22 protein-coding genes are annotated in these 22,773 nt (G+C 68.1%); 12 read left to right on the top strand and 10 right to left on the bottom strand.

Annotated features, from left to right (window positions below; genetic code table 11):
- Positions 1-21: 21 nt before the first annotated feature.
- Both nrdR and PPZ50_RS04585 read left to right on the top strand, forming a co-directional pair.
- The gene (gene nrdR / locus PPZ50_RS04590) at positions 22-483 is read left to right on the top strand and encodes a transcriptional regulator NrdR (protein ID WP_066688793.1); all 462 of its coding nucleotides are present in this window, start codon (positions 22-24) and stop codon (positions 481-483) included.
- Between the two features lie 205 nt (positions 484-688).
- Positions 689-1,747, top strand: a complete 1,059-nt coding sequence (locus tag PPZ50_RS04585) for a TrmH family RNA methyltransferase (protein WP_084401341.1) — start codon at positions 689-691, stop codon at positions 1,745-1,747.
- Positions 1,748-1,897: 150 nt separating this feature from the next.
- Here the strand turns inward: PPZ50_RS04585 and PPZ50_RS04580 are convergent, their stop codons facing one another.
- Positions 1,898-2,203 carry a chorismate mutase gene (locus PPZ50_RS04580; protein WP_066688797.1) on the bottom strand — a complete coding sequence of 102 codons (306 nt, stop codon included), beginning with the start codon at positions 2,201-2,203 and terminating at the stop codon, positions 1,898-1,900.
- Between the two features lie 197 nt (positions 2,204-2,400).
- On the opposite strand from PPZ50_RS04580, the gene rpsD reads away from it, so the two are divergent.
- Together rpsD and PPZ50_RS04570 are read left to right on the top strand one after the other, a co-directional pair.
- The gene (gene rpsD, locus PPZ50_RS04575; protein WP_066688799.1) at positions 2,401-3,012 is read left to right on the top strand and encodes a 30S ribosomal protein S4; all 612 of its coding nucleotides are present in this window, start codon (positions 2,401-2,403) and stop codon (positions 3,010-3,012) included.
- A gap of 134 nt (positions 3,013-3,146) precedes the next feature.
- The gene (locus PPZ50_RS04570; RefSeq protein ID WP_157092687.1) at positions 3,147-3,299 is read left to right on the top strand and encodes a hypothetical protein; all 153 of its coding nucleotides are present in this window, start codon (positions 3,147-3,149) and stop codon (positions 3,297-3,299) included.
- A gap of 410 nt (positions 3,300-3,709) precedes the next feature.
- Here PPZ50_RS04570 and PPZ50_RS04565 read toward each other — a convergent pair whose 3' ends face one another.
- Entirely contained in the window at positions 3,710-4,258 is a 549-nt protein-coding gene (locus tag PPZ50_RS04565) for a septal ring lytic transglycosylase RlpA family protein (protein WP_066688802.1), read from the bottom strand.
- The gene (locus PPZ50_RS04560) at positions 4,255-4,722 is read right to left on the bottom strand and encodes a hypothetical protein (RefSeq protein ID WP_066688804.1); all 468 of its coding nucleotides are present in this window, start codon (positions 4,720-4,722) and stop codon (positions 4,255-4,257) included. The genes PPZ50_RS04565 and PPZ50_RS04560 overlap by 4 nt, the downstream gene beginning before the upstream one ends.
- A 100-nt stretch (positions 4,723-4,822) precedes the next feature.
- Between PPZ50_RS04560 and PPZ50_RS04555 the strand changes: the two genes are divergently transcribed.
- The 5 genes from PPZ50_RS04555 to fucP are packed head-to-tail and all read left to right on the top strand — an operon-like array spanning position 4,823 to position 9,375.
- Positions 4,823-5,932, top strand: coding sequence for an S-(hydroxymethyl)glutathione dehydrogenase/class III alcohol dehydrogenase (locus PPZ50_RS04555; RefSeq protein ID WP_066688805.1), 1,110 nt, complete (start codon positions 4,823-4,825; stop codon positions 5,930-5,932).
- A gap of 59 nt (positions 5,933-5,991) precedes the next feature.
- On the top strand, positions 5,992-6,999 hold the full coding sequence (locus PPZ50_RS04550; protein WP_084401343.1) for an aldo/keto reductase: 1,008 nt from the start codon (positions 5,992-5,994) through the stop codon (positions 6,997-6,999).
- The gene (locus tag PPZ50_RS04545) at positions 6,996-7,727 is read left to right on the top strand and encodes an SDR family oxidoreductase (protein WP_066688807.1); all 732 of its coding nucleotides are present in this window, start codon (positions 6,996-6,998) and stop codon (positions 7,725-7,727) included. The genes PPZ50_RS04550 and PPZ50_RS04545 overlap by 4 nt, the downstream gene beginning before the upstream one ends.
- The gene (locus tag PPZ50_RS04540; RefSeq protein WP_066688809.1) at positions 7,724-8,068 is read left to right on the top strand and encodes an L-rhamnose mutarotase; all 345 of its coding nucleotides are present in this window, start codon (positions 7,724-7,726) and stop codon (positions 8,066-8,068) included. The genes PPZ50_RS04545 and PPZ50_RS04540 overlap by 4 nt, the downstream gene beginning before the upstream one ends.
- Complete coding sequence (gene fucP, locus PPZ50_RS04535) at positions 8,065-9,375, top strand: L-fucose:H+ symporter permease (RefSeq protein ID WP_232307872.1); 1,311 nt, start codon at positions 8,065-8,067, stop codon at positions 9,373-9,375. The genes PPZ50_RS04540 and fucP overlap by 4 nt, the downstream gene beginning before the upstream one ends.
- On the opposite strand, the gene PPZ50_RS04530 is transcribed toward fucP, so the two are convergent.
- On the bottom strand, positions 9,366-11,201 hold the full coding sequence (locus PPZ50_RS04530) for an amidohydrolase family protein (protein WP_272815726.1): 1,836 nt from the start codon (positions 11,199-11,201) through the stop codon (positions 9,366-9,368). The genes fucP and PPZ50_RS04530 overlap by 10 nt on opposite strands.
- A gap of 74 nt (positions 11,202-11,275) precedes the next feature.
- On the opposite strand from PPZ50_RS04530, the gene dacB reads away from it, so the two are divergent.
- The 3 genes from dacB (at position 11,276) to purU (ending at position 17,208) form a co-directional block, all read left to right on the top strand.
- Positions 11,276-12,679, top strand: a complete 1,404-nt coding sequence (gene dacB / locus PPZ50_RS04525) for a D-alanyl-D-alanine carboxypeptidase/D-alanyl-D-alanine endopeptidase (protein WP_066688813.1) — start codon at positions 11,276-11,278, stop codon at positions 12,677-12,679.
- Between the two features lie 164 nt (positions 12,680-12,843).
- Positions 12,844-15,861: a TonB-dependent receptor plug domain-containing protein gene (locus PPZ50_RS04520; protein ID WP_126014280.1), complete on the top strand. Its 3,018-nt coding sequence runs from the start codon at positions 12,844-12,846 to the stop codon at positions 15,859-15,861.
- A 495-nt stretch (positions 15,862-16,356) separates the two neighbouring features.
- Positions 16,357-17,208: a formyltetrahydrofolate deformylase gene (gene purU / locus PPZ50_RS04515; protein ID WP_066688996.1), complete on the top strand. Its 852-nt coding sequence runs from the start codon at positions 16,357-16,359 to the stop codon at positions 17,206-17,208.
- Positions 17,209-17,249: 41 nt separating this feature from the next.
- Here the strand turns inward: purU and phbB are convergent, their stop codons facing one another.
- The 6 genes from phbB to PPZ50_RS04485 all read right to left on the bottom strand — a co-directional run bounded on the left by phbB (position 17,250) and on the right by PPZ50_RS04485 (position 22,718).
- Positions 17,250-17,972, bottom strand: a complete 723-nt coding sequence (gene phbB, locus PPZ50_RS04510) for an acetoacetyl-CoA reductase (protein WP_066688820.1) — start codon at positions 17,970-17,972, stop codon at positions 17,250-17,252.
- 31 nt (positions 17,973-18,003) lie between these two features.
- Complete coding sequence (gene hemH, locus PPZ50_RS04505) at positions 18,004-19,011, bottom strand: ferrochelatase (RefSeq protein WP_066688822.1); 1,008 nt, start codon at positions 19,009-19,011, stop codon at positions 18,004-18,006.
- A 269-nt stretch (positions 19,012-19,280) separates the two neighbouring features.
- The gene (locus tag PPZ50_RS04500; protein ID WP_272815725.1) at positions 19,281-21,527 is read right to left on the bottom strand and encodes a xanthine dehydrogenase family protein molybdopterin-binding subunit; all 2,247 of its coding nucleotides are present in this window, start codon (positions 21,525-21,527) and stop codon (positions 19,281-19,283) included.
- A gap of 277 nt (positions 21,528-21,804) precedes the next feature.
- Positions 21,805-22,125, bottom strand: a complete 321-nt coding sequence (gene grxD / locus PPZ50_RS04495; RefSeq protein ID WP_066688826.1) for a Grx4 family monothiol glutaredoxin — start codon at positions 22,123-22,125, stop codon at positions 21,805-21,807.
- 31 nt (positions 22,126-22,156) lie between these two features.
- Entirely contained in the window at positions 22,157-22,393 is a 237-nt protein-coding gene (locus PPZ50_RS04490; RefSeq protein WP_066688828.1) for a BolA/IbaG family iron-sulfur metabolism protein, read from the bottom strand.
- Between the two features lies 1 nt (position 22,394).
- Positions 22,395-22,718, bottom strand: coding sequence for a DUF1476 domain-containing protein (locus tag PPZ50_RS04485; protein WP_066688830.1), 324 nt, complete (start codon positions 22,716-22,718; stop codon positions 22,395-22,397).
- Positions 22,719-22,773: the final 55 nt, after the last annotated feature.

Raw genomic sequence — 22,773 nt, 5'->3', positions numbered from 1 at the left:
GCGGTTTTTCCAGGAAGATCGATGCGCTGTCCCTTCTGCGCCCATGAAGACAGTCAGGTAAAAGACAGCCGCCCCAGCGACGACGGCGCCGCCATCCGCCGCCGCCGACAATGTTCGGGCTGCGGCGCGCGCTTCACCACCTTCGAACGCATCCAGCTGCGCGACCTGACCGTCGTGAAGTCCGGCGACCGCCGCCAGGCCTTCGACCGCGACAAGCTGCTCCGCTCGGTCGCCACCGCCTGTCGCAAGCGGCCGATCACCCCGGCACAGGTCGAACGGCTGGTGTCAGGCATACAGCGGCAACTGGAGACCACCGGCGACAGCGAAGTCCCCTCGGGCCGGATTGGCGAACTGGTGATGGAAGGGCTGCAGGGTCTCGATCCCGTCGCGTACATCCGCTTCGCCAGCGTCTACAAGGACTTCCGCGAGGCGAAGGATTTCGAGGAATTTGCGGGCACGGTCGGGGATGCGGCAAAGGGGTAACCCCCTGCCCTGCCCCTGCCCCTGCCCCTGCCCCTGCCCACTCCGTTCAGTTCGAGCAGCTTCGAGCCTGTCGAGAAGAGGGGTAGGTCGCTTGGGGCACCCCCTTCCCCCCATCCGGTTCGGGCAGTAGGACATCAGCCTTCCCGCCACCGTTCGTCCTGAGTAGCGGCTGAGCGAAGTCGAAGACGCGTATCGAAGGACCGCCATGAGTTTCGCCACGTACATGCTCCATTGCGCCGACGGAAAATATTATGTCGGGCATACGGACGATCTGGAACGGCGGATCGCACAGCATCAGTCCGGCGAAATTCCGGGTTTTACTGCCAGCCGGCTGCCCGTCGAACTGGTCTGGAGCGAGAGCTTCCCCACGCGCGAGGAAGCAGTCGCCGCCGAAACCCGCCTGAAGGGATGGTCGCGTGCGAAGAAAAAAGCGCTGATAGGTGCCGATTGGGCTACCGTCAGCGCGCTTGCCCGCAAGTCCTTCGATACGGGTCTTCGACAGGCTCAGCCCCTACTCAGGACAAACGGCGAGAAAGCCGAAGATGTCGGGAAGCCACCCGTCATCGTCCTCGTCCGCCCGCAACTCGGCCAGAATATCGGCAAGGCCGCGCGCGCCATGCTGAACTTCGGCCTCGTCGAAATGCGCCTCGTCGCCCCGCGCGACGGCTGGCCCAATCCCGAAGCCGGCCCCGCCGCCAGCGGCGCCGACCAGGTGCTGCGTGACGCCACCGTCTACGACACCGTCGCCGAAGCGGTCGCCGACTGCGCGCATGTCTACGCCACCACCGTCCGCAAGCGCGGCATCACCAAGCCGGTCGTCACCCCAGAAGCCGCCGCGCAGGCGATCCGCGCCGAACCGGGCCGCTCGGCGATCCTGTTCGGCCCCGAACGCTCCGGCCTCGAAACCGACGACGTCGCGCTGGCCCGCACCATCCTGACCGTACCGATCAACCCCGAATTCGGCTCGCTCAACCTCGCCCAGGCGGTGATCCTCGTCGCGTACGAATGGTCGAAGGGCGAAGGGCTGGCCAGCCCGCCGACCGTCGACCTGGGCGCCCCCGCCCCGCACCAGGAGTTGGAGGGCATGATCGGCCAGCTCGACGACATGCTGGAAGCCGCGCGCTTCTTCTATCCCCCCGAACGCGCGGCGACCTCGCGCCGGACGCTCAGGACGCTGCTGACGAAGGCCGGCTGGACGTCGCAGGAAGTGCGGACGATGCGCGGGGTGCTGTCGGCGCTGGATGGGGCGAAACGGCGGCGATAATACTCGAAATCCGTTCGGTTCGAGCAGGTTCGAGCTTGTCGAGAAGCGTCCGTCGAGAACGCGCCGCTTGGGGCACCCCCTTCTCGACTACGGTTCTCGACAGGCTCGAACCTGCGCTCGAAGCAAACGGAGTAGGGAATGGGAAAGGACCTACCCCCGCATAGCGTCGAACCGCGCCAACTCATACGCGATCGACCCCTCGACCAGCCGCTCCCACAGCTCCGCCACGACATCCTCCGGCACGCCCATCGCGACCGCCGCCGCCCGCGCGTTCGCAATGACCTCAGCCTTGCGCCCCTCGTCCCGCACCGCCTCGCGCCCCGGCTTGATCCGCGCCGCCGCGTCCATATAGGCAAAGCGCCGGGCCAGCAGCGCGACCAGTTCGCGGTCGAGGGCGTCCACGCCGGCGCGGACTTCGGTCATGGTGGTGCACTGGGGGCCGGGAAGGATCGTCATGGCCGAATGCTGTGGCGTGCCACGCCCGCCCTGTCCAGCTTGACTCCTTGCACGCACCCGGCTAACCGCGCCGCTTCGCAATTCGGCCCCGCATTCCCGGTGAAGCGGTGGCCCCGACCCAGGTCGGAGGCGAAGACCGGGAGCCGCGATCGTCCCCGGACGGTCAAACGTCATACCAGATTGCATTGGAAATACCCATGTCGAAGCGCTCCAGCGCCAAGTACAAGCTCGATCGCCGCCTTGGCGAGAATATCTGGGGTCGTCCCAAGAGCCCGGTGAACAAGCGTGAATATGGCCCCGGCCAGCACGGTCAGCGTCGCAAGGGCAAGATGTCGGACTTCGGCATCCAGCTGCGCGCGAAGCAGAAGCTGAAGGGCTATTACGGCGACGTCACCGAAAAGCAGTTCAAGCGCACCTATGAAGAAGCGTCGCGCATGAAGGGCGACACCGGTCAGAACCTGATCGGCCTGCTCGAACAGCGCCTCGACATGATCGTGTACCGTGCGAAGTTCGCGCCGACCGTGTTCGCCGCGCGCCAGCTGGTCAGCCACGGCCACGTCCGCGTCAACGGCGTGAAGTGCAACATCGCGTCGCGCCGCTGCTATGTCGGCGACGAAATCTCGCTGGGCACCAAGGCGCAGGAAATGGCGCTGGTCCTCGAAGCGCAGACCCTCGCCGAGCGTGACGTGCCCGAGTACATCGGCACCGACGGCACCAAGGTCACCTTCACCCGCGTTCCGACGCTGGACGAAGTGCCCTATCCGGTGAAGATGGAACCGAACCTGGTGGTGGAATTCTACTCGCGCTGACGTCGCGCTGAGCCAAGGTCCAGCAAAGCTGGACCAAGGCACCACCTCAGCGCGACCGGCCGGCGGGGCCGAGGCCCCGACCGACGGGTTTCGAGGTGCGGAATGCCCCGCATTCCGCAGACCATGCCGGGGGCATGGTCGACCTCGAAGCCGGCTTCGCCCATGGCGCTGGCAGAAAAAAAGGGCGGCCCCGCAAGAGGCCGCCCTTTCTGCGTCTGCGCACCGCGCTCGGCGTCCCGGTACAGGCCGAACAGGACAAAAGGCTGGCCGGCATGCAGGCCCAATAACCACTTTCCTACAACGCGCCGGCACGACACGATCGCACCGGGCTCGTCTACCCGACGCTCTTTGACATCGCCGCCATACAACCGAAGCCGATACGGTCGGCAATTCGGCACTACCTCCCGTCACCCTGGGCTCGACCCGGGGTCCCGCTTCTCTCCAACGGCAGCGGGATCAGCGGGACCCCGGATCGAGCCCGGGGTGACGACGATGTTCGCGGTGCGCGTCCCGACCTGGAGCATCGCCCGCCTGTCGCTCCGGCGCGCCTGATGCGAACACGCGACGAAAACGCGGCGAGTGTGAACTTAGTGAACTTTGACCCACGCCGCGGCCTGCCGGTCAGCAGACCCCGCCCCCGAACCGAACGCCACGCAACTACGTCACTAGTGTGAACTTAGTGAACTTTGGACCGCCGCTACAGCCCGCTCGCCCGCAGCTGCGCCCGCAAATTGGCCCGCGTCGCCTCGTCCACCGGCGGCAATTCGCGCGCCGCCTTGCCCCGGCGCAGCCGTGCCCGGTCGCGCTCGCTGGGCGACACCACCCGCACGCGAACCGGGACTACACCCTGCCCGCGCGCGCCCAGCGCCTCGGCGGCACCCTTCGACAGGTCGAGGATTCGCCGCCGCCCGGCAAACGGCCCGCGATCGTTGACTCGCACCAATATCCGCCGCCCGGTGTCGAGCGCGGTCACCTCGACATAGCTCGGCAGCGGCAGCGTGGTGTGCGCCGCGCTCACCCCGCCCGGCCGGAACCGCTCGCCATTGGCCGTCCGCCTGCCCGACTCGCTGCCATACCAGCTGGCCAGCCCCAGCATGTCGTAGCTCGGATCGACCGCCGGGACATAGGTCGTCCCCCGCACCCGGTACGGCGCGCCGATCTTGACCGCCGCATCGCTGACCGGCCGATAGTCGCCGCCGGCACACCCCGAGAGCGCCGCCGCCAGCAGAACCCAGCCGTGCTTCATCGCCGGATGGCGACCGGTGGCGGCGACGGCATCTGGGCATGCGGCACGACCATGCCGTCCTCGCGCACCATCCGCTCACCCTCGCAACGGAACCGCAACACCCGCATCGGCTGCGTCCAGGGGCCAAGGATCGTCAGTTCATCCTCCCGCATCATCGTGATCCCGCTCGCCGCCGGATAACGCCGCGCCGCCCGCGTCGCGATGGCGGTCAGCCGCGCCCGGCACGTTGCGGCATCGGCCAGCACGGGTTCGCCGCCGAACACGCCCTTGCCACCGACGAATGCCGATGCGTGCGGCAACGCCTCGATCGGCAGCGCCAGCGGCTTGCCCGTCGGCAGGAACATCATCTGCCCCGTACCGCCCGGCCGGACCGGCGGCGAATAGATCGCGGTCATCGGCACCCCGCCGTCCCCCGTCGCACATCCGCCCAGCACCAGCATGGCGATCGTGAAAATCCTGCGCATCTGTCCTCCCTTCCGCCCGATCGTGCGAACGATAGCCCCGGCGGCCCCTTGCCGATACCCATCCCCGCCCGCTACGCCGCACGCGATAAGGAGACGCCCCATGAAGACCCGCGCCGCCGTCGCTTTCGAAGCGAAGCGCCCCCTCGAAATCGTCGAGCTCGACCTCGAAGGCCCGAAGCCCGGCGAGGTACTGATCGAGATCATGGCGACCGGCATTTGCCATACCGACGCCTACACGCTCGACGGGCTGGATTCGGAAGGCATCTTCCCCAGCGTGCTGGGCCATGAGGGCGCGGGCATCGTTCGCGAAGTCGGCGCCGGCGTGACCAGTGTCTCGGTCGGCGACCACGTCATTCCACTCTACACCCCCGAATGCCGCCAGTGTAAGTCGTGCCTGTCGGGCAAGACCAACCTGTGCACCGCAATCCGCGCGACGCAGGGCAAGGGGCTGATGCCCGACGGCACGACCCGCTTCAGCTACAAGGGGCAGCCGATCTACCATTATATGGGCTGCTCGACCTTCTCGAACTTCACCGTCCTGCCCGAGATCGCGGTCGCGAAGATCCGCGAGGACGCGCCGTTCCAGACCAGCTGCTATGTCGGCTGCGGCGTCACCACCGGCGTCGGCGCGGTGGTCAACACCGCCAAGGTCGCACCGGGCGACAATATCATCGTCTTCGGCCTGGGCGGTATCGGGCTGAACGTGCTGCAGGGCGCGAAGATGGCCGGCGCGAACATGATCGTCGGCGTCGACATCAACCCCGACCGCGAGGAATGGGGCCGTCGCTTCGGCATGACCCATTTCGTGAACCCGAAGGACGTATCCGGCGACCTCGTCCAGCACCTCGTCGCGCTGACCGATGGTGGGGCGGACTATACGTTCGATTGCACCGGCAATACCGACGTCATGCGCCAGGCGTTGGAGGCGTGCCATCGTGGCTGGGGCACCAGCATCATCATCGGCGTGGCCGAAGCGGGCAAGGAGATCGCCACCCGCCCGTTCCAGCTGGTCACGGGGCGCAACTGGCGCGGCACCGCGTTCGGCGGGGCGAAGGGCCGCACCGACGTGCCGAAGATCGTCGACTGGTACATGAACGGCAAGATCGAGATCGACCCGATGATCACCCATGTCCTGTCGTTAGAGGAAATCAACAAGGGCTTCGACCTGATGCATGCCGGGGAAAGCATCCGCTCGGTCGTCGTCTACTGATCCAAATCGTTTTGACAGGTGAAATTTCTTCGCGAGTATATGCGGAGAGAGGATAGGCGATGATGCACGGGCTGGTCCCCGCCAAGCTGGGTTTTGGCGGGGCCGCGATCGGGAACCTGTATCGGCCGGTCGGTGATGACGCCGCCCGTGCCACGATCGACGCCGCATGGGATCGGGGCATTCGGTGCTTCGACACCGCGCCGCATTACGGCTTCGGCCTGTCCGAACGGCGGCTGGGCAATGCGCTGGCCGCGCTCGACCCCGATGGGCAGGCATTCGTTTCGACCAAGGTCGGCCGGGTGCTGCGCCCGGCCCCCGACCGCGACCTGTCCGCCGAGCGACAGGGGTTCGTCTCCCCCGAACCGGTCGAAAGCGCGTTCGACTATTCGCGCGCCGGCGTGCTCGCCTCGTTCGACGCCAGCCGCGACCGGCTGCGCCGCGACCGGATCGACCTGTTGCTGGCGCATGATCTGGGCGCGCTGACCCATGGCGCCGACGCGGCGGCGCAGATGGCGACCTTCCTCGACGGCGGCTATCCGGCGATGCGCAGCCTGCGCGATTCCGGCGTAGTCGGCGCGATCGGCATCGGGGTGAACGAGATCGCGGTGTGCGAGGAGCTGCTCGACCGGATCGAACTGGACGTCATCCTGCTCGCCGGACGCTACACGCTGCTCGAACAGGCCGCGCTCGACACGCTGCTGCCGCGCTGTGCGGCCAAGGGCGTGCAGGTGATCGTCGGCGGCCCCTATAATTCGGGTATCCTCGCCTCGGGCGCCGGGCCGGATGCGCGCTACAATTACGAGGCGCCGCCCGCCGACGTCACCCGCCGGGTCGACGCCATCGCCGCGATCTGTGCGCGCCATGCGGTCCCGATGGCCGCCGCCGCGCTGCAATTCCCGATGGCGCATCCGGTCGTGACGGCGGTGATCCCCGGCATGGCGGACGCGGACGAGGTGGCGCAGGCGACGACGCTGGCGACAATGCCGCTGCCGGCCGCGCTATGGACCGACCTGATCGACGCCGGCCTGATCCGCGCCGACGCCCCCATCCCTACGGAGACCGCATGACCCGCCTGTCTGGCAAGACCGCCATCGTCACCGCCGCGGCGCAGGGCATCGGCCGCGCTGCCGCCGAACTGTTCGTCCGCGAAGGCGCCCGCGTCCTCGCACTGGACATCAACGCCGACGCGCTGGCGACGCTGGAGGGCTGCGAGGCGCATGCCGTCGACCTGATGGACGGCCAGGCGATCAAGGACTTTGCCGAGCAGGTCGGCGCGGTCGACGTCCTGTTCAACTGCGCGGGCTTCGTCCATGCCGGCACGATCCTGACGACCGAGGAAGTCGATTGGGACTTCAGCTTCGACCTGAACGTCCGCTCGCAATATCGCCTGATCCGCGCGCTGCTGCCGGCCATGATCGCGAACGGTGGCGGATCGATCGTCAACATGTCCTCGGTCGCCAGCCATGTGATCGCGGTGCCGAACCGCTTCGTCTATACCGCGTCGAAGGCGGCGGTAATCGGCCTCACCAAATCGGTCGCGCTCGATTTCGTGGGGTCTGGTATCCGCTGCAACGCGATCTGCCCCGGCACGGTCCAGTCGCCCTCGCTCGAAGAACGCATGGCCGCGACCGGCGATGCGGAGGCCGCCCGCGCCGCGTTTACCGCGCGCCAGCCGATGGGGCGGCTCGGCCGTGCCGAGGAGATTGCCGAGTTGGCGCTGTACCTCGCCTCCGACGCATCGTCCTACACCACCGGCGCGGTCCATGTGATCGACGGCGGCTGGTCGAACGCATGATCCGCGTCCTGACCCTCGACCTGGTCGACGATGCGGCGGCAATCGCGGAGTATGAACGCTGGCACCAGCCCGGCAACGTGCCCGCGCCCGTGCTGGCCGCGATCCGCGCTTCGGGGGTTCAGGAGATGGAGATTTTCCGCACCGGTACGCGCCTCGTAATGACGATGACCATCGCCCCCGATTTCGATCCCGCGGCCAAGGCGAATGCCGACGCCGCCGATCCAGAGGTCGCGGCATGGGAGGCGCGGATGGGCCGGTTCCAACGCGCGCTGCCAGCCGCGCCGGACGGCAGCCGCTGGACGCCGATGACGCCGATCTTCGCCCTGAGCGACCATCCATGATGCCCCCCGCCGCCCCGCCCGCCGCCGCCGACACCGGGACCGGGACCGGGACCGGGCGGCGCTTCGTGATGCCGGGCTATGCCGCCGGCTTCGCGGTGGTGGTCAGCCTGTTCTTCCTCTGGGCGGTCGCCAATAATTTCAACGACCTGCTGATCCGCCAATTCCAGAAGGCATTGGACCTCAATCGCGCGCAGGCGGGCCTCGTCCAGTTCGCCTTCTATATCGGCTATTTCGTGATGGCGCTGCCCGCCGGGCTGGTGCTGCGCCGCTTCGGCTATCGCGCGGGCATCCTCGCGGGGCTCGGCTTCTACGCGGTCGGCGCGTTGCTTTTCTATCCGGCGGCGGAGGTCCGCGAATATGCCGCGTTCCTGGGCGCGCTGTTCGTCATCGCCTCGGGCGCGGCGTTCCTCGAAACCGCCGCCAACCCCTATATCGTCGCGTTCGGCGATCCGGCGCGTGCCGAACAGCGGCTGAACCTCGCGCAGGCGTTCAACGGCCTCGGCGGCGCGATCGCCCCGGTCATCGGCGCCCGCTTCATCTTCTCGGGCGTCGAGCATGACAGCGCGACCCTCGACGCCATGTCTCCCGCCGCCCTTGCCGCCTATCGCGCGGCCGAGGCGCAGATGGTGCAGCTGCCCTATCTCGTGCTCGCCGGCATCGTCGTACTGATCGCGCTCGCCGTCGCCATCGTCCGCCTGCCCGACGTGCCGCGCGAGACCGGCGGCAACACCTGGCAGGGGCTGCGGTCGGTATGGGGCGTCCGCGCCCTGCGCTGGGCAGTCGTCGCGCAATTCTTCTATGTCGGAGCGCAGGTCGGGGTGTGGAGCTTCTTCATCGACGTGGTGAAGACGATCAGCCCGGCCACGCCCGAACGACAGGCGGCCTATCTACTGTCGATCAGCCTCGCGCTGTTCCTCGCCGGACGGCTGATCGGCACGATCCTGATGCACCGCATCGCCGCCACGCGGCTGCTGGCCGCCTTCGCCATCGTCAATGTCGCGCTGATGCTGGTCGCGGCCCTCGCCCATGGCATGACCGCCATCTATGCGCTGGCGCTCAGCAGCTTCTTCATGTCGATCATGTTCCCGACCATCTTCTCGCTCGGCGTCCGCGACCTGGGACCTCGCGCGCCGCTCGGCGCGCCGCTGATCGTGATGGCGGTGATCGGAGGGGCGGTGTTCCCACCGCTGATGGGCTGGCTGAGCCATGGCATCGTCTCGATCCAAACCGCGATGCTGGTGCCGTGCCTGTCCTTCGCGGTGGTGCTGGCCTTTGCGCTGACCGTGCCCCGTAGCGTTCAGCGGTAGAAGCGGACCTTCGCCAGTTCCAACCACGCCCGCCCGTCCGGCTCCCCGGTCAGGCGAAAGGCGACGCTGCGCAGCCGGGTGACGTCGAGCGGCGCGTCGCCACTGGCAAAGGCGCTGAACGGCAGCCGGATTTCCCGCCGCTCGCCGCTCGCTTCGAAGAACGCCCGCCCCGCTCCGCGCGCGCCATAGACGTCGAAGGCGACACCGTAGCGGCCGGCCCCGCGCGCCTCGAACGCGATACCGGTAAAGCCGCGTGCGTCGGCAACGTCGATCGCCCCCTTCGTCAACGGCAGCACCAACGCGGCGAACGGCCGGTCCGCCGCGCCCAGCCGCGCCACCGCGAACAGGTGCGGATCGTGCGGACGGTCGGGACGCACGATGTCGAGCCGGCTGTGATCGGTCCCCGGCTCGGTGCTTTCGACCGGCAGCGTGTCGAGATCGGTCCGCCCGTCGCCCCGCGCGCCGGTATCGATCGACCCGGCCATCGCGTGCACCGGCATCGGCGTCGCCTCGGACGAATCGATCCGCTGCCGTACTTCGGTCAGGAGCATCTCTCGCCCGGCGACGAACACCCTGCGGACGTCGTGCAGGTCGTCGATCGACACGTCCGGCCGCCCGCCAACCAGTATCAGGTCGGCCCGCTGACCGACCGCGATCCGGCCATGGTCGCGCTGGCGCAAGATGTCCGCCGCCCCGCCGGTCGCCGCGACCAGCGCCTCGGCCGGCGTCAGCCCTAGTCCGGCCAGCAGTCGCGTCTCCCGCACCGCGCTCGACCCGTGATAGACCCCGCCGATCCCCGCATCGGTGCCGACGCCGATGCGGATACCCGCCGCGTGCAGCGCGCGGACATTGGCCTCCATGATCGCCCAGCGCTTCGATTCCAGTTCGGGGATCGCCTCGACCGGGCGGGCCATCCGCGCCGCCTCCGCCGCCCGTTCCGGCGCGGCGAGGTGCCGCCACTCCAGCGGTACGAACGTCCGGTTCTGCTGCGGTTCGTACACCACCAGGGTCGGCACATAGGCGACGTTCTTCGCCTTCATCAGCGCGATCAGCTCGGCATCGACCGGCGCGTCGCCGATGCCATGCCCCAGCGCATCGACCCCGGCGGCGGCGGCGACCTTCGCCCCCGCCAGCGTCACCGTATGGGTAATGACCGGCAGCCCCGCCGCATGGGCATCCGCGACGATCGCCGCCAGTGTCGGCACGTTCATGCTCGCCAGATCGGGCGAGCGGCCGTAGCGCCAGCCATCGGCGAACACCTTGATGACGTCGGGCCGGTACGCCAGCGCGGCATTCATCGCGACATGCGCCGCGCGCGGGGTCGTCGCGGTCAGCGTGAAGAAGCTGCCCCAGCCATATTCGGTGCCATGCCCGCCCGGCACACCCAACCGGATGGCGAGGTTCAGCCGCGGCGTGGGAATGGTCCCGTCAGCGGCAATGGCGCGGATCGGCGCAAGCATCTCACCCGACAGCGAAAAATCGTTGGCGCTGGTGATCCCGTTCGCCAGATGCGAGCCCCACGCCTTGCCCAGATCGTCGGGACTGCCATAGCCCGACGCGCGCAAATGGGTGTGCAGGTCGTGCAGCCCGGGCAGCAGCGTCAGCCCGCGCGCATCGACCACCCGCGCCCTGCGCGGTCGCTTCAGCCGGGGTCCGACCGCAGCGATCCGGTCGCCGACGATCAGCACATCCCCCGCCACCGCCGGCGCTCCGGTGCCGTCAAACACCCGCGCACCCCGGATCAGCACCGCCTCCGCGCCGGCCGCCGGCCGGTCGGCAGCGATCAGCAGCAGGGGCAGCAGCGCGAGCAGGAGACGGACGAGCATGGCTCCATGTGTACCGGCTATACCGCGCGCGTCCAACGGTTGCGCGGACCGGGGGGCGGCGTAGGATGCCGCTCATGCAGACGATACAAGCGATCATCATCGGAGCGGCGGGCGCCATGCTGGCGGCGGCGGCGCCCGATCCGGCGGTGGAGACGGCGGTGCGCGCGGCGCTGGCCAAGGCACCGGCCGGCACCCGTTTCGGCATGGTGGTGCGCGATGCCGCGGGCGTCGAACAGGTAGCGATCGAGCCGGACCGGCGCTTCGTACCTGCTTCGAATACCAAGATTTTCACGACGCTGGCGAGCTTTGCCACCCTGCCGCTCGACGCCGCCGACGATGGCGGCGCGGGGGTGCGGATGGAGGGACGCGACGTCGTGCTGGTGGGGGCGGGCGATGCGCGGCTGTCGAGCGCGGCGGATTGCCAGGTCGACTGCCTGGCGACGCTGGCCGATGCGGTGGCGGCGAAGACCCGGGTGGTGGGCGATGTGATCGGCGACGACAGCCGCTTTCCCGACCAGCGCTGGTCGCCCGGCATGGGGTGGAACAACATGGCCGGGCGCTATGGCACCGCCACCTCCGCGCTGACGCTGGACGACAACGAACTGGTCCTGACCGTTACCGCTAAGGGCGACCGCGCGGTAGTCGGCGGGTCGGATTATTACCGTATCGACAACCGGATACGGGTGGGCACGACCAATGCGGTGGCGTTCGAGCGGATGCCGGGGAGCGACGTGTTGCGGCTGTCGGGGACGGTCGCGCCGGGGCCGGGGGTGACGGTCAGGACCGGGGTGGAGGACGCGGCGCATCATGCGGCGTGGATGTTCGCGAAGTTGTTGCGCGAGCGGGGTGTCCGGGTGACCGGGAGCGTGGCGGTCCGCCACCGGCCGCACCGGGCGGAGGAGGATGGCGGGGTCGTCGAAGGTGCCACTTTGCCGCCGATGTTGGCACGCCTGCAGCCCGGACCGCTGATCGAGGATGTGACGGTCACCAACAAGGCCAGCCAGAACCTGCACGCCGAACTGCTGCTGCGCCGGATCGGACGCGTCGGCGGCGGCGGGTCGATCGGCGACGGGTTGAAGCGGGTCGAGGCGATGATGGCATCGGCCGGCGTACCGCGGTCCGCATGGGACCTGTCGGACGGGTCGGGCATGTCGACCTATAACCGGGTCACCCCGCGCGCGATGGTGACGCTGCTGACCTGGGCGCAGGCGCAACCCTGGGGCGCGCGGTGGATCGAGACGCTGCCGGTCGGCGGAGTCGACGGCACGCTGTCGCGCCGGTTCCGCGACACGCCGCTCGCCGGGAAGATCCACGCCAAGACCGGCACGCTGAGCGGCGTGTCGGCACTGGCCGGCACGATGACGGCCGCGAGCGGGCAGACGCTGACCTTCGCGCTCTATGCCAACGACAATCCCGACGGCACCTCCGCCACGCCGACGATGGACGCCGCGCTGCTGGCGGCGGCGGCCGCGCTATAGCCGGGCGTTATGGCGTTCCCATCAAATTTGGGTGAGTGTTACCGTAACGCTACGGTTCCATGAAAACTCGCTGAACGCCCCCTTCCGCACCGCCACGCTTTTGTTGCTTACTATTGCTGACAGCCGCTCACGGGGAATGGCGGCGCAGGCTTGGGGGCAAGACTATGCGGGCTGGCAAGGCAATGATGCTGGTGGGCGGATCGCTGTTCGCCGCGATGATGGCGACCGGAAGCGCTGGCGCACAGACGGTCAGCGAGGGGGTCACGACGCAGGAGGCGGCCACGCCGACCGGTGTCGCGGTGCAAACTTCGGAAGCGTCGAAGGCGGACGACGGCGAAATCCTGGTCACCGGTTCGCGGATCAAGCGCGACCCCAATAACAGTTCGCTGCCGCTGCAGATCATCAGCAATGCCGAAATCGAACGCAACGCGATCGCCAGCCCGGAACAGCTGATCGGCCTGCTGACCAGCAACGGCACCGGCGCCGACAACCTCGCCTCCAACGCCGATGTGACGACAGGCGCGCAGCGCGGCACCAACGGGCTGTCGGCGGCGAACCTGCGCGGTCAGGGGTCGGCGGCGACCCTCGTCCTGCTCAACAGCCGCCGCGTCGCGGCGCACGGCTTGTCCGGCGCAGCGGTCGACGTGAACCAGATTCCGTTCGCCGCGATCGAGCGGGTCGAGGTGCTGAAGGACGGCGCCTCGGCAATCTATGGCACCGACGCGATCGGCGGCGTCATCAACTTCATCACCCGCACCGATTACCAGGGCGTCGGCGCGATGGGGGCGAGCGACATCACCGAACAGGGCGATGGCGCGATCTACCGCGTGTCGGCGATCGCCGGCTATGGCGATCTGGACGATCAGGGGTTCAACGTGATGGGCGCGGTCGCCTATCGCTGGAACAACATCCTGTTCGGCGCCAATCGCGACTTCGTGAACGGCAACCAGCCAGAGCGCGGCCTGTCGGTCGACACGCGCGGCACGCCGATCGCCACCGCCTTTCCGCTCAATCGCTCCACCCTGCAAGGCAGCACGCTGGCGGGCGGCACGCTGCTGGGCGGGACTGCAACCGCGCAGTTGCTGAACGGCCTCGTCATCCCCGGCACCACCACGGCGGCGACCGGCGGCATCAACATCCTCGACCTGCCCGGCGGGGCGGGATGCGAGTCGATGGACGGCGGCATGGCGTATGACGACGCGCTGTGGAACAACGTGTCGGCGCGCTATGCCTGCGCGTGGGATACGGGCCGCGCGGCGGTGATCCAGCAGCCGATCAAGACGCTGACCTACCTCGCCCGCGCCGTCGCGCGCGTGGCGGAGGATCACCAGCTCTCGGTCGAGGTCACCGGGTCCAACGCCAATTCGGCCAAGCTGTTCTCCAACGCGCAGGTGTCGAGCAACACGACCAATTTCCAGGTCGCGTATCCGCTCAACGGCCTGACCGCGCCGACCTATAACGCGGTCTATAATGCGATCCGCGGCACCTTCCCGGCGGTCGCCGCCAATTACGGCAAGCCGATCGCCTTCCGCTGGCGCTGCATCGCCTGCGGCCCGCGCGAGTACGAAACCGATACCAAGACGATTCGCGTCACGCTGGCCGCCGAAGGGCCGCTGTGGGCCGGATGGGATTATCGCGCGGGCGGGTCGTACGCCAAGAGCGAGGCCAGCTCGACGCTGGGCAGCGGCTATTATTATCGCGGCACTTTGAACAGCGGCGCCTATGACCCGCTGGCGCCGACCGCGCCGGGGGCGAGCGGGCCGGGCCTTGCCGGGCTGCTCAACAGCGGCATCCTCAACCCCTTCTCGATCAACCAGAGCGACGCCGCGCTGGCGGGGCTTGCCGCCGTGTCGGCCGAAGGGGCGACGCTGTACGGCGGGCGCTATGAGGTGAAGCAGATCGACTATTCGATCGCCGGCCCGCTGTTCCGCCTGCCCGGCGGCAAGGCGCAGCTGGCCGCCGGCATCGATTTCCGCAGCGAAACCTACAGCTTCAACGGATCGGAAGCGGCGGCCGCCGCCGCGCCGGTCATCTTCCTCGCGGCATTCGACAATGTGAACGCGCTGCGCCGGCGCAACCGGCAGGTGAAGGCCGCCTATGCCGAATTGCTGCTGCCGCTGTTCCGCGGGTTCGAACTGAACGCGGCGGCACGCATCGACGATTATGGCGATTTCGGCACCAGCACCAATCCCAAGGTGTCGGCGAAGTGGCGTCCGTGGGAACCGCTGATGTTCCGCGGATCGTTCAGCACCGGGTTCCGCGTGCCGACCTTCAACCAGATCTTCAACGGCCTGACCGATTCGCCCTATTCGGGCCGCGACCTCGCCGATCCGGTGCGCTGCCCCGGCGGCATCCCCAACACGACCAACCCGGCCTGCCAGGCGGTGCAGCCCAACATCTATACCGGCGGCAATCCGAACCTGGGGCCGGAAAGCGCCAAGATGTTCAGCGCGGGCGTGGTCATCCAGCCGGCGCCCAAGTTCAGCGCCTCGGTCGATTTCTGGGCGATCAATGTCGACGACACGATCCAGCTGCTGACCGAACGCGAGCTGATCGACAATGCCGGACTGTTCGCCGATCGCTTCCTCCGCAACCCGGCGGGCGAGCTGGTCGTGATCGACCGGCGCTGGATCAATGCCGGTGCGCGCCGCACCCAGGGCCTCGAGCTGACTGCGCGCGGCGGCGTCGACGGGCTGGGCGGCAGCTTCCTCGCCGGGATCGACGGCACCTACATGCTGCGCCGGCGCGAAAAGCTGACCGAGAATTCGCCCTATGGTCCCAGCCTGATCGGTGTGTTCAGCTTTGCCGGCGACCTGAGCCTCAAGTGGAAGCACAACGCGTTCGTCAGCTATACCAACGATGCGGTGACGATCGCGCTGACCCAGCTGTATCGCGACGGATACAAGAACCAGGCGCTGCCGGGCATCGCGGCGGGCACGGTCACGCGGCCGGGATTCAACGAATATGTGAAGCCCTATGTGACCTATAACCTCGCGGTCAGCTTCCTGAATCTCGGCAACAAGGCGACGCGCCTGACGCTGGGGGTGAAGAACCTGTTCGACGTCGATCCGCCATTTGCGATCACCTATGATTCGAACACCGGGTCGGGCGGCGCATGGGAACCGCGCGTCGCCGATCCGCGCGGCCGGGCGTTTACGGTGCAGGCGGATGTGAAGTTCTAGGGGGGCAGCATTGAGTAGGACCGTTCGTGCTGAGTAGGGGCTGAGCGAAGTCGAAGACCCGTATCTAAGCATCTGCGCACAGCGGTCCTTCGATACGCCGCTTCGACAAGCTCAGCGGCTACTCAGGACGAACGGTTCCATCGTATCCTCAGAGTTCGGGCGCGCGCGATATACAACCGGCTGGCCATGGAGCCAGCCGTCCTGACGCTGCCCTCATCCCAATCCGTTTGCTTCGAGCGCAGGTTCGAGCCTGTCGAGAACCGAAGTCGAGAAGGGGCTGCCCCAAGCACCGGGTTCTCGACCGACGCTTCTCGACAAGCTCGAAGCTGCTCGAACCGAACGGCATGGGGCCGAGGCGTCACCTTCCCGCGTGGACCGAGGCAGGGCAACACCCCGCCACCCCACCCGATACAAACGCTATCTTTACCCGCCACCGCGATGCAGCCACAGCGGCGCAACCGACCGCAAGCACCGGTCGACACGGGGGGACGCTTCTTGACCAGCATCTACACGCTTCGGCTGCAATGCCCGGACCGGCCGGGGCTGGTGGCGAAGGTGGCCGGGTTCCTCGCCGAGCGCGGCGCGAATATCGTCGATGCGCAGCAGTTCGACGATGCGCTCTCCAGCCAGTTCTTCATGCGGGTCGCGTTCACCGCCGACGTGCCGATCGACCAGTTACGTACCGAGTTCGCGGCGATAGCGCAGGCGTCGGGCATGGAGTGGTCGCTGCGCGATCAGGCGACACCCAAGCGGGTGCTGCTGATGGTGTCCAAATGGGACCATTGCCTCGTCGATCTGCTCTATCGCGCGCGGCTGGGCGAATTGCCGATGGAGGTCGTCGCGGTCGCGTCCAACCATCCGCGCGAATTGCTGCACGGGTCGCTGATCGGCGACATTCCGTTCCACCACCTGCCCGTCACGCGAGAGACGAAGGCGGCGCAGGAGGCGCAGGTCAAGCGGCTGGTCGAGGATAGCGGCGCGGAACTGGTCGTCCTCGCGCGCTATATGCAGATCCTGTCGGACGATCTGGCGGCGTTCCTGTCGGGGCGCTGCATCAACATCCATCACAGCTTCCTGCCCGGTTTCAAGGGCGCGAAACCCTATCATCAGGCGCATGCGCGGGGCGTGAAGATGATCGGCGCGACGGCGCATTACGTCACGGCGGATTTGGACGAGGGACCGATCATCCATCAGGATGTCGAGCCGATCAGCCATGCCGACACGCCCGACGACCTGATCCGCAAGGGCCGCGATATCGAACGGCGCGTACTGGCCGAAGCGGTGCGGCTGCACCTGAACGACCGGGTGTTTCCGCACGGCGCGCGGACGGTGGTGTTTCGCGGCTGAAGGGGAGAGCGGGACGGCGATGGCCGCCCCGCGCCGCCCGGTCAGTACATGTGCTGGCCGCCGTTGATGCTGAGCGTCGAGCCGGTGACGAAGCCGCCCTCTTCCGAACACAGGAACGCGACGCCGCGCGCGATCTCGCTCGCCTGACCCAGGCGACCGACCGGGATCTTCGCCACGATCTTTTCGAGCACGTCGGCCGGGACCGCCGCGACCATGTCGGTATCGATATAGCCCGGCGCGATCGCGTTCACCGTGACCCCGAAGCGCGCGCCTTCCTGTGCCAGCGCCTTGGTGAAGCCGTGGATGCCCGACTTGGCGGCGGCGTAGTTCACCTGGCCGTACTGGCCCGCCTGCCCGTTGATCGAGCCGATGTTGACGATGCGGCCCCATTTGCGGTCGCGCATGCCGGGGAAGGTCGCCTTGGCAAGATTGAAGCAGCCGCCCAGGTTCGTGCGGATGACATCGTCCCACATGTCGTACGTCATCTTCAGCAGCGTGCCGTCGCGGGTGATGCCGGCATTGTTGACGACGATGTCGACCGGGCCGATCGCTTCCTCGACCGCCTTCACGCCGGCCTGGGTCGCTTCGAAATCGCCCACGTCCCACTTGAAGGCAGCAATGCCGGTGCGGTCGGTGAACGCCTTCGCCTTTTCGTCGTTGCCGGCATAGTTGGCGGCGACGGTGACGCCCATGTCCTTGAGCGCAAGGCTGATCGCCTCACCGATCCCGCGCGTGCCGCCGGTGACGATCGCTACCCGTGCCATGCATTCTCTCCTACGAAAGTTTGACCCCCTGCTAGGCCGGGTCGATCCAACCCGCAAGTTCGCGCGCGATAATGTTGCGCAACATTTTATTACCGGTCGGCTCGGCATTCAGGCACGGAAGATAGGCGAAATCGGTCCCGCCGGCTTCCTCGAAGCTTTCCTTGCCGCGGATCGCCAGTTCCTCGAGCGTCTCCAGACAGTCGGCCGAAAAGCCCGGCGCGAAGATCGCGACGCGGCGCTTGCCGGCCTTGGCCAGTTCGACCAGCGTCTCGTCGGTCGCCGGGCCCAGCCATTTGGCCGGGCCGAATCGCGACTGGAACGCGACGGTCAGCGGACGGCCCAGCGCCTCCGACACCAGCCGCGCGGTCTTCTGGCAATGGCAGTGATAGGGATCGCCGATTTCAAGGGTACGCCTGGGCATGCCATGGAAACTTGCGACGATCGCATCGGGTTCGAAGGTCAGCTTCGCGAGATCCTCGCGCAGCGTCGTCGCCAGCGCGTTAATATAGAGCGGGTCGTCATAATAGGGCGGCAGGGTGCGGATCGCCGGCTGCCAGCGCAGTTTCGCCAGATGCGCGAACGCCTTGTCGTTCGCCGTCGCGGTCGTTGCTGCGCAATATTGCGGGTAGAGCGGGGCGAGCAGGATGCGGTCGCAGCCCCGTTCGCGCAGATGCTCGATCCGGCTGGCGATCGACGGATTGCCGTAGCGCATCGCCCAGTCGATCACGACGCCGTCGCCGAACGCCCCCTGCATCGCTTCCGACTGCGCGCGGGTGATCGCCGCGAGCGGGGAGCCGTGCTCGCTCCATACCTGCTGATAGGCATGGGCCGATTTCTTCGGGCGGGTGTTCAGGATGATGCCGCGCAGGATCGGCTGCCACGCGATCGGCGGGATTTCCACGACGCGCCGGTCGGACAGGAACTCCGCCAGGTAACGCTTGACCGAGCGCGGCGACGGATCGTCGGGCGTGCCGAGGTTCATCAGCAGCACGCCGATGCGGCGCTTCGGGATGGCGGGGTGATTCGAGGGGCGTTCCATGCGCCGGTTTAACGCGCGACGCCGGGGTTCGGGGCAAGCTGTATTTTGGGGCGGGCTACGCGCCCAATTTCAAAAGAAGAAGTGGTTCGCGCAGAGACGCGGAGGCGCAGAGGGGATGCGCCGGCGGCATCGTTTCGCGCGTAAGCGCATGCAGCACCATGGCATAGCGGCCACCATAGTCTTCCGATCACGAGACGGCACTGCAAACGCAACCTCTCTGCGCCTCCGCGTCTCTGCACGAAATCTAATCCTTCTTCGTTACGCCGCCCTCACCCCAGCAACGGCAGCGACCGATAGCGCCGACCCGTAGCGGCGTGGAGCGCGTTGGCTATGGCGGGGGCGACCACCGGCACCGCCAGTTCGCTGACCCCGCCCGGATCGGCGTCGGAGTCGACGATCTCGATCATGATCTCCGGACTGTCGGCAAGCCGCGGCAGGTTCATGCCGCCGAACCCGCGCACATCGGGCAGATTGGCCGCAAAGCCGGTCGAAGCGCCGGTCGCCATCGCCATGCCGAACAACAGCCCGCCCTCGATCTGTTGGCGCACAAGGTCAGGATTGATGACCCGCCCGCAATCGACCGCGACGACCAGCCGGTCGACCTTCACCCGCTGGTTGTCGCCGATATGCGCCTCCGCCATGCAGGCGATGGCCGATCCCCGCATCCGGTGGCAGGCGATGCCCTGCGCGCTGCCCGGCACCCCGCCCTGCCAGCCGCCCATCGTGGCGACGGTCGACAGGCAGCGGGCCAGCGCCACGTCGCCGCCCAGCATCGCGATGCGAAACGAATGCGCCTCCATCCCCGCGAACCCGGCCAGTTCGTCGAGGAAACATTCGGTGAAGAACGCGGTGTAGCTATGCGCGCCCGACCGCCACCATCCGGCGGGCAATCCCAGGTCGGCGGGGTGGTGGTCGACCGCAAGGTTGGGGATGCCATAGGGCGGCACCGCGCCATCGGTCGCCAGCGCATCGCCGCGGTCGCCGGGCAATGCCATCGCCAGCGACGCCGCGACATCGCCGCCGAGCAGCAGCCGCGCCAGGTCGCGGCCGGTGCGCGGCGCCGCGACCTGTGCCCGCCAGCCCAGGATCGTGCCGCCCCGTCCCAACCGCGCGGTCATCCGCGCGGCGGCGGGCGCGCGGTAGCGATCGGCGAGGCAATCCTCGCCGCGCGACCAGGTCAGCTGCACCGGCTTTTCCAGCTTGCGCGCCAGCACCGCCGCCTGTTCGGCGACGCGATGGTCGAGGTTCGCGCCGAACGATCCGCCGGCGATGGTCGGGTGCAGCACGACCCGATCCTCAGCGATGCCGATCGCGCGGGCGGCGGCGGCACGCGCCAGCGTCGGCGCCTGGGTCGGCATCCACAGGGTCAGCGTGCCGTCGCTCCAGTCGGCGGTGGCGCTGGTCGGCTCGATCGCGCCGTGCAGCGCGGCGGCAACGCGGTACGTCGCGGTCTGCGTCCGCCCGCCGGTGAACGCGGCGTCGATGTCGCCCGCCTCGTGCACCCGCGCCCCCTCCCCCGACAAGGCGGTGTCGAGTGCGGTGGCGATCGACGCATTGTCGACCAGCCCGTGCGTTTCGAAACGCGGCGCCATCGCATCGACCGCGCGGTTCGCCGCCCACCAGGTCGTGGCCGCAGCGGCGACCCAGCGGTCGGTTTCCACCACGCTGACGACACCCGGCACGGCATCCGCCGCCGGCTTGTCGATGCTCAGCAGCCGCGTGTCGCCGATCGGCCCCTGCCGGATCGAGGCGAAGACCATGCCGGGTTTGCGCACATCGGCGGCGAAGGTCGCGCTGCCATCGACCTTGGCCGGGGCGTCCAGTCGCGGCTGCGCCGTGCCGACCAGCCGCTTTTCGTCGCCGACGCGGTAGGGCAGTTCGCCGCCGGGCAGGCTTTCGCCCGCCGCCGCTGCCGCCAGCACGCCGAAGCGTTCGCGGCGTTCGCCCATCACCACGAAGCCGTCCGCCGTCCCGCAACTGCGCCAGTCGCCACCCCATGCCCGCGCCGCCGCCTTGCACAGCAACACGCGTGCCGCCGCGCCGGCTTCCCTGAGCGGCGCTTCGAACCGGCGGATCGAGGTCGACCCGGCGGTCAGCATCAACGCGGTGCGTTCGGCATGGGCCGCGCGGGTAGCGGCGGGCAGCAGCGCCAGCGCGTCACCAAACAGGATGCCAGCGGCCAGCGGATTGGCGTAGAGCGGGTTGATCGGCGCCGCCTCCACCGCGACGGTGCGCCAGTCCGCGCCCAGTTCGTCGGCGACGATCTGCGGCAGGGCGGTATAGACGCCCTGCCCATGCTCCGCCTGTGGCACGGCGACGGTGACCTGCCCATCGGCGCCGATCTTGAGATATGGGCCGAAGATGCTCTCCCCCTCCGCCGCCGCGAGATTGACGCCATAGCGCCGCGGCCACAGCCCCCAGGCGACAATCAACCCGACCCCGGCCCCGCCCCCGATCAGCAGGCGGCGACGGGTGATGCGGGGGTGGTCGGTTCGGCCATGGGGTTGCCGTAGCAAATGCTCCCCGATGTGGGGAGGGGGCGTGGGGTGGCGGGTTAGGTCGTGAACCCTTCCGCCTCAAACGTCACCCCGGGCTTGACCCGAGGTCCCGCTTGCTGAGCCTCGCCGTGAACGTCACCCCAGCGAAGGCCGGGATCTCCCCGTTGCAGCACGGGGCAGGAGCCGCTCGATGCCCCAGCCTTCGCTGGGGCGACGGTTTGGGGTGCCGTCAGGAAGAAGAAGCGGGACCCCGGATCGAGCCCGGGGTGACGGAGGGTTCCGGGAGAGGCGGCTTTTACGCCGCCTTGCCGCCCAGCAGCTCGGCCAGCTCGCCGCTCTCGTACATTTCCATCATGATGTCAGACCCGCCGACGAATTCGCCGTTGACATAGAGTTGCGGAATGGTCGGCCAGTCCGAATAGGCCTTGATGCCCTGGCGGATGCCCTGGTCCTGCAGCACGTCGACGCTTTCGAACTGGGTGTTCAGGTGGTTAAGGATTGCAACCGCGCGGCTGGAAAAGCCGCACTGCGGGAATAGCGGGCTGCCCTTCATGAACAGCACCACCGGGTTGTTCTTCACCACCGCGTCGATGCGGGCATGGGTATCGTCGGTCATTGTCATTTCCTTTTGGCGCCGTGTCGGCGATTCAATCCTGGGGAACGGCAGTGGTCAGTTGCAGCGCATGGAGTTCGCCCCCCATCCGCCCGCCGAGCGCGGCATAGACCGCGCGCTGCTGCGCGATGCGCGGCTTACCCCGGAAACTTCCCGACACGACCCGCGCGGCATAATGGTCGCCGTCGCCCGCCAGATCGGTGATCTCGACCACGGCATCGGGGATCGCGGCGACGATCAATGCCTCGATCGCCTGTGCTTCCATCGGCATGTCAGATGCTTCCGAGCAGCTGGCGACGCGCCTCGACATCGCAATCGGCCAGCGCCTGGCGAATCTGCGCTTCGTCGGTATCGACACCCGCGGCGGCGAGGTCGGACAGCAGCTTGCGGATCACGTCGTCGTCGCCGACTTCCTCGAAATCGGCCTGCACGACCGAGGTCGCATAGGCATCGGTCTCGGCCGGGGTCAGCTCCATCCGCTCGGCCGCCCATTGGCCCAGCAGCTTGTTGCGCCGTGCCGTCACCCGAAACGCCATTTCGCCATCGCGGGCGAATTTGGCTTCAAAGGCACGTTCCCGGTCGTCGAACGTCGTCATCGCATTCCCCTACTCATCCCTCCTTCGCGAGATAGGATGCGACGGGGTTACGCGC

It is taken from the genome of Sphingomonas hankookensis (assembly GCF_028551275.1).
Lineage (GTDB): Bacteria > Pseudomonadota > Alphaproteobacteria > Sphingomonadales > Sphingomonadaceae > Sphingomonas > Sphingomonas hankookensis_A.
This window is presented reverse-complemented; position numbering and strand designations above follow the sequence as displayed.

Bases quoted from the DNA above. Each gene is read 5' to 3' on its own strand.
- nrdR (WP_066688793.1), top strand. From the start codon at position 22: ATGCGCTGTCCCTTCTGCGCCCATGAAGACAGTCAGGTAAAAGACAGC.
- PPZ50_RS04585 (WP_084401341.1), top strand. From the start codon at position 689: ATGAGTTTCGCCACGTACATGCTCCATTGCGCCGACGGAAAATATTAT.
- PPZ50_RS04580 (WP_066688797.1), bottom strand. From the start codon at position 2,203: ATGACGATCCTTCCCGGCCCCCAGTGCACCACCATGACCGAAGTCCGC.
- rpsD (WP_066688799.1), top strand. From the start codon at position 2,401: ATGTCGAAGCGCTCCAGCGCCAAGTACAAGCTCGATCGCCGCCTTGGC.
- PPZ50_RS04570 (WP_157092687.1), top strand. From the start codon at position 3,147: ATGGTCGACCTCGAAGCCGGCTTCGCCCATGGCGCTGGCAGAAAAAAA.
- PPZ50_RS04565 (WP_066688802.1), bottom strand. From the start codon at position 4,258: ATGAAGCACGGCTGGGTTCTGCTGGCGGCGGCGCTCTCGGGGTGTGCC.
- PPZ50_RS04560 (WP_066688804.1), bottom strand. From the start codon at position 4,722: ATGCGCAGGATTTTCACGATCGCCATGCTGGTGCTGGGCGGATGTGCG.
- PPZ50_RS04555 (WP_066688805.1), top strand. From the start codon at position 4,823: ATGAAGACCCGCGCCGCCGTCGCTTTCGAAGCGAAGCGCCCCCTCGAA.
- PPZ50_RS04550 (WP_084401343.1), top strand. From the start codon at position 5,992: ATGATGCACGGGCTGGTCCCCGCCAAGCTGGGTTTTGGCGGGGCCGCG.
- PPZ50_RS04545 (WP_066688807.1), top strand. From the start codon at position 6,996: ATGACCCGCCTGTCTGGCAAGACCGCCATCGTCACCGCCGCGGCGCAG.
- PPZ50_RS04540 (WP_066688809.1), top strand. From the start codon at position 7,724: ATGATCCGCGTCCTGACCCTCGACCTGGTCGACGATGCGGCGGCAATC.
- fucP (WP_232307872.1), top strand. From the start codon at position 8,065: ATGATGCCCCCCGCCGCCCCGCCCGCCGCCGCCGACACCGGGACCGGG.
- PPZ50_RS04530 (WP_272815726.1), bottom strand. From the start codon at position 11,201: ATGCTCGTCCGTCTCCTGCTCGCGCTGCTGCCCCTGCTGCTGATCGCT.
- dacB (WP_066688813.1), top strand. From the start codon at position 11,276: ATGCAGACGATACAAGCGATCATCATCGGAGCGGCGGGCGCCATGCTG.
- PPZ50_RS04520 (WP_126014280.1), top strand. From the start codon at position 12,844: ATGCGGGCTGGCAAGGCAATGATGCTGGTGGGCGGATCGCTGTTCGCC.
- phbB (WP_066688820.1), bottom strand. From the start codon at position 17,972: ATGGCACGGGTAGCGATCGTCACCGGCGGCACGCGCGGGATCGGTGAG.
- hemH (WP_066688822.1), bottom strand. From the start codon at position 19,011: ATGGAACGCCCCTCGAATCACCCCGCCATCCCGAAGCGCCGCATCGGC.
- grxD (WP_066688826.1), bottom strand. From the start codon at position 22,125: ATGACCGACGATACCCATGCCCGCATCGACGCGGTGGTGAAGAACAAC.
- PPZ50_RS04490 (WP_066688828.1), bottom strand. From the start codon at position 22,393: ATGCCGATGGAAGCACAGGCGATCGAGGCATTGATCGTCGCCGCGATC.
- PPZ50_RS04485 (WP_066688830.1), bottom strand. From the start codon at position 22,718: ATGACGACGTTCGACGACCGGGAACGTGCCTTTGAAGCCAAATTCGCC.